Below are 7,418 nucleotides of genomic sequence, written 5' to 3'. Positions count from 1 at the left end.
GGCGGCATGACGCAAAGCGTTCGCCTTGATCATGAACGTCTCTTCCGTGCAGGTGAGGCCCGCCAGGAAATAGAGCGCCGGACTCGGCCGTGTCGGGCCGTTCGGCGGCACGAAGACCGAGAACTTCATCTCGGCGCCGATTTCTGTGGAGGCGTGGCTGTAGAACCCGATCGTTCCTCCGAAACACGCCTGCTCGCTTCGCGTCGTCACAATGGCCATTTGCATTCCCGTTGGCGAAACCGCGGGGCACTTCTCGCACGCCGAGTTCATCAGTGCGCGTGAGGACTGCTCCCATTCGTGCCTGGGATATCCCACTTGCCGGCCATTAGAAAGAACACGAAATGCAGAGCGGCTCGACTTTCGAATCCAGACCGCAGATCTCACTGACATGCGCACCTAGTCGACCTTGGCCCCCGCCAGGGCAACGACCTCGCGCCACTTCACGATCTCGGCCTCAATGAAGGCCTTTGTGGCTGCCGGTGTGAGCGGATCGCTCGCCTCTACATTAAGGGCTTGCAGTCGCTCGGCCAAGTTCTGATCGGCGAGCGCCTTGTAGATAGCCTTGTTCAGCCGCTCGACGATCTCACGAGGTGTGCCGGCGGGTGCGGCCACGACATTCCAGGTGCCACCGACAAAGTCGAGAAGCCCAGCTTCCGCCATCGTGGGAATATCTGGCAGCACAGCGCTGCGCTTCTCAGCCATAAGCCCGAGAGGCACAAGTTGCCCTGCTCTGATGTTTTCCATGACTGGCCCTAGCGTGCCGAACATGAAGGTATGGCGACCCGCCAGCAGGTCCTGCAGGGCTGGTCCCGTGCCACGGTAAGGAACATGCAGCACATCAACACCGGCGCGGGTCTTGAACAGCTCGCCGGCCAAATGGTTGGTGGTGCCGTTGCCTGACGAGGGATAGCTCCCCCTGCCGGGCTCCGCCTTCAGCTTGGAGATCAATTCCTTGAGCGTGCGCGACTGCCCCTGCGGCACCAGCAGCGCCATGGGCGCAAGCCCGACCAGCGCGATTGCCTCAAAATCCTTCACGGGATGATAGGGCAGGCTCGTGTAGAGGGAGATGTTGATGCCGTGCGTTGCCGCCGTCCCGAACAGCAGCGTGTAGCCGTCTGGTTTTGCCTTGGCGACGAGGTCCGTACCGACATTGCCGCCGGCCCCACCCTTGTTGTCGATGATCACCTGCTGACCGAGATCGGCCGCCATGCCGACCGCCACGACGCGCGCAATGAGATCGGTCGGACCGCCTGGTGGGAAAGGCACCACCAGGCGCAATGGCTTCTCGGGATACTGCGCGAGAGCAGTCACAGCGGATAGGAGCAATGCGATACAGCCGGCAATCACGGCCTTCAGAAGACTCATGTCAGTCGACCTTCGCTCCAGCCGCACGCACGACTTCACGCCACTTCGCGATCTCGGCGGCGACAAACGCGCGCGTGCTCGCCGGAGTGGAATCTGTGACGGCTTCGATACCAAGCTGCCGCAACCGCTCCGCCACGGCCTCGCTGGCGAGAGCCTTGTTGATCGCCACGTTCAGTCGATCGACGAACTCCTTGGGCGTTCCGGCGGGCGCGGCTACTACGTTCCATGTGCCACCGACGAAATCAGGGAGGCCCGCTTCGGCCGTCGTGGGCACGTCGGGCCGCGCCTGGCTGCGTTTGTCCGCCATGATCGCCACGGCGTAGAGTTTGCCGGCCTTGATCTGCTCGAGCGACGTGCCGAAGGAATCGAACATGAAGGTGACGCGTCCCCCCATGAGATCCTGCAACGCCGGCCCCGAGCCACGATAGGGTACGTGCACCGCATCGATGCCGGCGCGGCTCTTGAAGAGCTCGCCCGCAAGGTGATTGGTCGTGCCGTTGCCCGAAGAGGCGTAGGTCGCTTTGCCCGGTTCAGACCTCAGCCTCGCGACCAGCTCCTTCAGCACGCGCGGCTGATCCGGTGGCACCAAAAGGACCATCGGCACGAGTCCTGTGAGAGCAATCAGCTCGAAGTCTTTCAGGGGATCGTAAGGCAGCGTCTCGTACAGGGAGACGTTGATACCGTGAGTAGCGGCAGTGCCGAAAAGCAGCGTGTAGCCATCCGGCTTCGCCTTTGCGACGAGATCCGTGCCGACCGTTCCGCCGGCACCGGCTTTGTTGTCGATCACGACCTGCTGGCCAAGCTGTTCCGCAAGTCCGACTGACAGTACGCGGGCGAAAACGTCCGTCGGGCCGCCGGGTGGGAACGGTACGACCAGCCGCACAGGCTTGTCAGGGTATTGAGCCATAGCGCTGCCGTACGACAACAGCAGCGCCAGGCCCCCGATCAGCGCGCGCCTTGCCAGTTGCATGTTTCCTCCAGGATTTTCTTGATCTTGTTGAACAGCAACGACAGGTCAGTGTGTCGTCACCTCTTTCATCGTGACGAAATTGTAAGAAGGCGCACGTGGGTTTGCGCGCCACTTGTCCATGTCCTGATAACGGTCGCGCAACGCCGATGGGAAATCCTCGAAGGCCGGCGTGCGCAGCCACAGGCGCAGGAGATGCCGCTTCCGCCCCTCCTCCTGGTGATCCTCGTAGGCTGTCCGCGAATGGAGCACGCAGTAATTGTTCACGAACTGCATGTCGCCACGCTCCAGCTTCATGTCGAGGCGGAAGGTCGGATCTTTGCAGAGCGCTGCGATCGCATCGAGTGCCTCGATCTGCAATGGCGTGAGGCGCGGCACCTCATTGAAGCGCTGCGCCGAGTCGATGAAGGTGCGGTTGAAGCGGTTGAACATCCGGCCTTTGTGCCAGATGAAGATTGGCGTGACGTAATAGGGCTTCTGGCCCTCTGACTCCTCGCCGCGGCGATCCGCATAGAATGGTTGGGTCAGCACCTTGACGAGGTCGGGCCGCGAGCGCAGCAGCGCGTTATAGACCGAAACGGAACTGGCCACCGCGGAAAGGCCACCGTCCTTCGCCGTCTCCAAGCAGCACAGACCGACGATGTCGCAAGAATCGTTATGGAAGGGCAGCAGAGATGCCGTCTGATAGCCGCGCGCATGCATGTCCTTGTATTGATCGCGACCGAGGTCGCGGACATGACCCAGCACGTCGCCCTGTGCGTTCTGCGCAACCGCTCGGCCTAGATGTGCGCCGATCCCCCAATAGATGAGCCCCATCTCCTCCGCGCTGTAGCGATCGCGCGGCAGGCCGCGGATGAGCATGATGCCCAGCCCGTTCTCGATCTCCGTCTGCAACAGACGAAGCGTGCGCGCAAAGCGCTTGAGCGGGAAATGCTCTTTCCTGACATCGGGGATCTGCTGTCCAGTCGATTGCAGGTGGCGTAGCGCGGCATCGATCTCGGCGATCTCGAGCTCGCTCAGCCGGTAGATCCACTCGTCGCCAGTTTGGATATCGCTTCCCAGCCACGCGGCGCGGGAAATGACCTGCTCAAGCTCGAATTCCCTCATGGTCACTTCCTCCCGCAGAATGTCGACATTATTAATATCGGACACTCCAGCACAGAGTTAGTGGAAGCAAGCGAAAAATCCCGATAAAGCAGGTCAATCCATGGCTAGTCCTCCTCAGAAGACCTACGATATCTATGCGACCCTGCCTGCCCAGATCGCGGTGCGAATTGGTCAAGGCATTGTCGAGAACGAATTCAGGCCAGGGCAAAAGCTACGGGAAGTCGATCTGGCCGCCGCCTTCGGCGTCAGTCGGGCGTCCGTGCGAGAGGCTTTGCGCATAGTAGAGCGCGAAGGCCTCGTGACGATCCTGCCACAACGTGGCGCTCAGGTGACCTCCCTTTCCGTGGATGAGGTGCAGGACATCTTCGAGATTCGCGCCCACCTGATGGGGCTGGCATGCCATCGGCTGGTACGGGCATTGCCCGCTGACAAAACAGCGGAGCTGGAGCGATTGCTCGAAGCCCTGCAGCGTGCCCTCGATGATGGCGACGACTATGCGCGGGCGAGCTTGGCCATCAGCGAATTCTGCGTTCGACACGCCGGCAGCCGCCGGCTTGCCGATCTCATCTTGTCGTTCGGGCGTCAGACCGCTCGATATACGCGGCTCAGCCTCTCCACCTCTGAACGCCGCCGGCAATCCAGTACCAATTGGAGCAAGTTAGTAAAAGCGGTCATTGCGGGCGATGCATCGGACGCTGAACGAACTGCCCGCCAGCTCGTTCTCGACACTCGCGATACTGCCTTACAGCTACTCATCCAAAGTTCGTGAGAGCAGCTTCTTGCCGTAGTTTGATCGAAGACGGTACTTTTCGATGTGATCTATGCTGTTCGAATCCAGCCCGCCAAGACGGCCGCGAGCAGCATTCGGTAATCGCCGTCCCCGTGAGATTTGCGCGGCTTCATTTGGGAGTCAGCGATAGCTACTAACGTATAGTGTCGCTCGAGGCCGTCTTGGCGGGCTGGCGGCTCGACTTTTCTTTGGTGTCGGTCGCCTGACTTCTCGAGTGGTGCACATGAGCGTTGGTCTAATGGCCCTTTTGGACGATATCGCAGCGCTGGCGAAAGTTGCTGCGGCGTCCATCGACGATGTCGCTGGCCAGGCTGTCAAGGCCGGCACAAAGGCCGCCGGTGTCGTCATCGACGACACCGCCGTCACTCCACGCTATCTCACCGATTTCAGCCCCGCGAGAGAGTTACCGATCATTGGCAGGATCGCGCTCGGTTCGCTCAAGAACAAGCTCCTGATCCTCTTGCCCGCGGCCCTGGCCCTCAGCCTTTTGCTGCCCCAAGCGATAACGCCGCTTTTGATGATCGGTGGGGCTTACCTCTGCTACGAAGGCGCCGAGAAGATCTACGAGCTTCTCATCCCGCACGGTGCGCAGGCTCACGAAGCAAAGCTCGAAACAGTCACGGTCGACGCCAAAAGCTTCGAGGACCAGAAGATTGCCGGTGCGATCAAGACCGATTTCATCCTCTCGGCCGAAATCATGGCCATCACGCTTGCCGCCATCCCCGGCGACAGCACTTTGAAGCAGGCGATCATACTCGCCGTCGTCGGTATCGGAATAACGGCGGCTGTCTATGGTGTCGTCGCCCTGATCGTCAAAGCAGACGATCTCGGTTTGGCGCTTGCACACCTGTCACCGACTTCGTCCGCTGCTGCGCCGCTCCACATGACCGGCCGCGCGATCGTCCGGACCATGCCCTATGTGCTCAGCGCGTTGGGAACTATCGGCACTGCAGCGATGATTTGGGTTGGCGGTGGCATCATTCTTCATGGCCTCGAAGCGTATGGCTTTGGCTGGCCAATGCATGCGCTCCATGATGCGGGTGCAGCCGTGGCACGTTCCGTTCCCTTTGCGCCGGCGATCGTTGCTTGGCTGGTGGAAGCTGCGGGAGCCGGTGTGGTCGGCTTCGGCGTCGGACTGTTGGCTATTCCGCTAACCAGCCGAGTGCTGGCGCCGCTCTGGCGGCAAGTCAAATTGCATACTCGCAACATCGTGGTCCGCTACCGAATCTAGCACTCTTCGCGCGGGCGCAGATGCCGCCATCGACAGCTACGAGGCCCCGACTTCCCAGTGACAATGCACTGGAACGACAAGCGTCCTGCTCCGGATCGTCGGACAGAACTTTTCAGCGCTGAGTTCCCGTCCGACGGACAGATTTCTGTGCGGTACGTTTACTCTCCGTGTGGCTCTCGGTTGGCAAATTCGCACCCATCGGCAATCGCGCGCCGTGTCTCCGCTGGAAGTTCTTCAGTGAGAAAGCGCTCAATTGAATCACCTTCAAGGTGTCCATTCGCAACAAGCAATTTCTCGGCTAGCGCCGTGATTGTTGGCCACAGTTTGTTGACGAGCAGACCAGAAACCCGTGCTCCCTCGGCCAGGCGCAAGGCTGCAATGCGTTCTTTATCGTCGATGGTGGGCAAGTCATTGAACCGGCCGACCGCCTCCCACGCTTGCTTCTGATCGGCCTCTGCCCGAGAGCTTCCCACGCCGTTGCAAAGGGACCAACCGGTAGGGTCCGCGCGTTTCTGGGCTAGCTCGCCCGCCAAGGCCACCAACAGATCCTGTCGCCACGCATGAGGGGGAAAACGATCATGAAAAATGGCGCTACCCTCCCAAGACCGCAGATCAATTTCCAGGCGCATGAGGCGCAAGCCAAACAACACCCCCAGGATTGCATGAGCTGCCTCGTGCACGGCGAGCGGCCAGCAGCGATGAGATTCAATCTTTGATCTAACCTCGATCATCACGCCTCACCGGCTGACACTTCCAGGCCGAAGCACACCTTTCCTCAGCGGTTGCCGCGTAGTGCAGCACTAGCAGAGGCAGTCAGGGCGCGCCGCCAAAACCCTTGGGGAAGGTACTGCAACATCCGGCGGCCACGATACACATGATGCCCGACGACTCCGCGGTCATGCTGCGATCGAGAGTGCCCCAAGGGAGGGAGAAATCTGCTAGATCGATGACCCGGCAAGCTCCGCTCGGATCCGTATGCGTAGATGTCCGTCGGCTACAACCACGAGGAGCGAACCCGTGAACGACCGTGTCTGCCTATCTCCCTTCTGCGGCGCGCGCACCACGCAACGCGTGCAGCGTTGCCCGGCGTGCGGACGCCGGATGTTCGGACGCGACGAGATCGCGGCGCGCGGACGGCACCTGGTTCTTCTTGGCCTCATCCTCGCGGGCGTCGTCGGCAGCGTCGTCTGGTTTTGGTCGTCCGGCCTGCTTCCGGCCGTCGCGGGCGAGCCTGCTCCGAGTTTCCGCGGTACCGCCTTCGAAGCCCGCGCCCTACTGTTTGCCCTCATCGCCCTGATATTGACCGGTGTCTGTTTCACCGCGAGCGGGGCACTGATGATGGCCGGCCGCTCGAGCCGCACCCCGACGCGTGCGGCAATCATCCTGTTCGCCGCCGCGCTCGTCGCGATCCTGATCTGTCTTGCCAGCGCCTACCTATTGAGAGACGGACTCAACTGACCGTCTCCGATAGCTCAGCGCCGTCCGACTATGCGCCGTTTTCCCGCCCCATAGGTGCTTACTGTCCATCTCAGCTGCGATCGATGGATCGACCTCCTCGTGGCGGAGGAACCTGGGCCCAAGCCAGTGAAGATATGGGTAAGGCCATACGAGGCAGCAGCAGGATGTCGGTCACGGATTCGGGATCAATGCCGGCGGCGTCCATGCGCTAGGTTTTCTGCCCTTCGATCTGTCGGCGCAAGATTCCCCATCCTGCCGGATGATGCCCGGGCGACGAGCGGCCTGCCGACCTCGGCCAGTTGCACAATGTAGTCACCCTCAACCTGCCGGCCGCAGCCAGTACCGAACTCACGCACATATTTACGAATTGCCAATGGAGATACAGACACGTGCGTTGACCACGCTCGCCAAAAGCCTCATCTTTTTCTGTATCAGGTACGCGACGCTGTACCTGAGGGCCTGCGTTTCTGGCCAGTCGTAAGCGATTCTCGATGCCCGGT

General features: G+C 61.0%; 8 protein-coding genes. 3 read left to right on the top strand and 5 right to left on the bottom strand.

Annotated elements, in window-relative coordinates:
• From EPO50_RS09800 to EPO50_RS09785, 4 genes are all read right to left on the bottom strand, one after another.
• Positions 1-219, bottom strand: a 219-nt coding sequence (locus EPO50_RS09800) for an alpha/beta hydrolase-fold protein (RefSeq protein ID WP_296343388.1), incomplete at its 3' end; no start/stop codon positions are given.
• 177 nt (positions 220-396) lie between these two features.
• On the bottom strand, positions 397-1,365 hold the full coding sequence (locus tag EPO50_RS09795; RefSeq protein ID WP_296343386.1) for a tripartite tricarboxylate transporter substrate binding protein: 969 nt from the start codon (positions 1,363-1,365) through the stop codon (positions 397-399).
• A gap of 1 nt (position 1,366) precedes the next feature.
• Positions 1,367-2,335: a tripartite tricarboxylate transporter substrate binding protein gene (locus tag EPO50_RS09790; protein ID WP_296343384.1), complete on the bottom strand. Its 969-nt coding sequence runs from the start codon at positions 2,333-2,335 to the stop codon at positions 1,367-1,369.
• A 45-nt stretch (positions 2,336-2,380) separates the two neighbouring features.
• The gene (locus tag EPO50_RS09785; RefSeq protein WP_296343382.1) at positions 2,381-3,484 is read right to left on the bottom strand and encodes a TauD/TfdA family dioxygenase; all 1,104 of its coding nucleotides are present in this window, start codon (positions 3,482-3,484) and stop codon (positions 2,381-2,383) included.
• A gap of 55 nt (positions 3,485-3,539) precedes the next feature.
• On the opposite strand from EPO50_RS09785, the gene EPO50_RS09780 reads away from it, so the two are divergent.
• The gene (locus EPO50_RS09780) at positions 3,540-4,208 is read left to right on the top strand and encodes a GntR family transcriptional regulator (protein ID WP_296343379.1); all 669 of its coding nucleotides are present in this window, start codon (positions 3,540-3,542) and stop codon (positions 4,206-4,208) included.
• 244 nt (positions 4,209-4,452) lie between these two features.
• Positions 4,453-5,460 (top strand): DUF808 domain-containing protein, encoded by a 1,008-nt coding sequence (locus EPO50_RS09775; RefSeq protein WP_296343415.1) that lies wholly within the window; start codon positions 4,453-4,455, stop codon positions 5,458-5,460.
• 158 nt (positions 5,461-5,618) lie between these two features.
• On the opposite strand, the gene EPO50_RS09770 is transcribed toward EPO50_RS09775, so the two are convergent.
• A complete protein-coding gene (locus EPO50_RS09770; RefSeq protein ID WP_296343377.1) occupies positions 5,619-6,191 on the bottom strand; it encodes a hypothetical protein in 573 nt (190 codons plus the stop codon).
• 286 nt (positions 6,192-6,477) lie between these two features.
• On the opposite strand from EPO50_RS09770, the gene EPO50_RS09765 reads away from it, so the two are divergent.
• Entirely contained in the window at positions 6,478-6,918 is a 441-nt protein-coding gene (locus EPO50_RS09765) for a hypothetical protein (protein ID WP_296343376.1), read from the top strand.
• Positions 6,919-7,418 lie beyond the last annotated feature (500 nt).

This window comes from Reyranella sp. (assembly GCF_004297405.1).
Classification (GTDB): Bacteria; Pseudomonadota; Alphaproteobacteria; order Reyranellales; family Reyranellaceae; genus Reyranella.
Note: the sequence above shows the minus strand (reverse complement) of the source record. Positions and strands in the feature narration are given on the sequence as shown.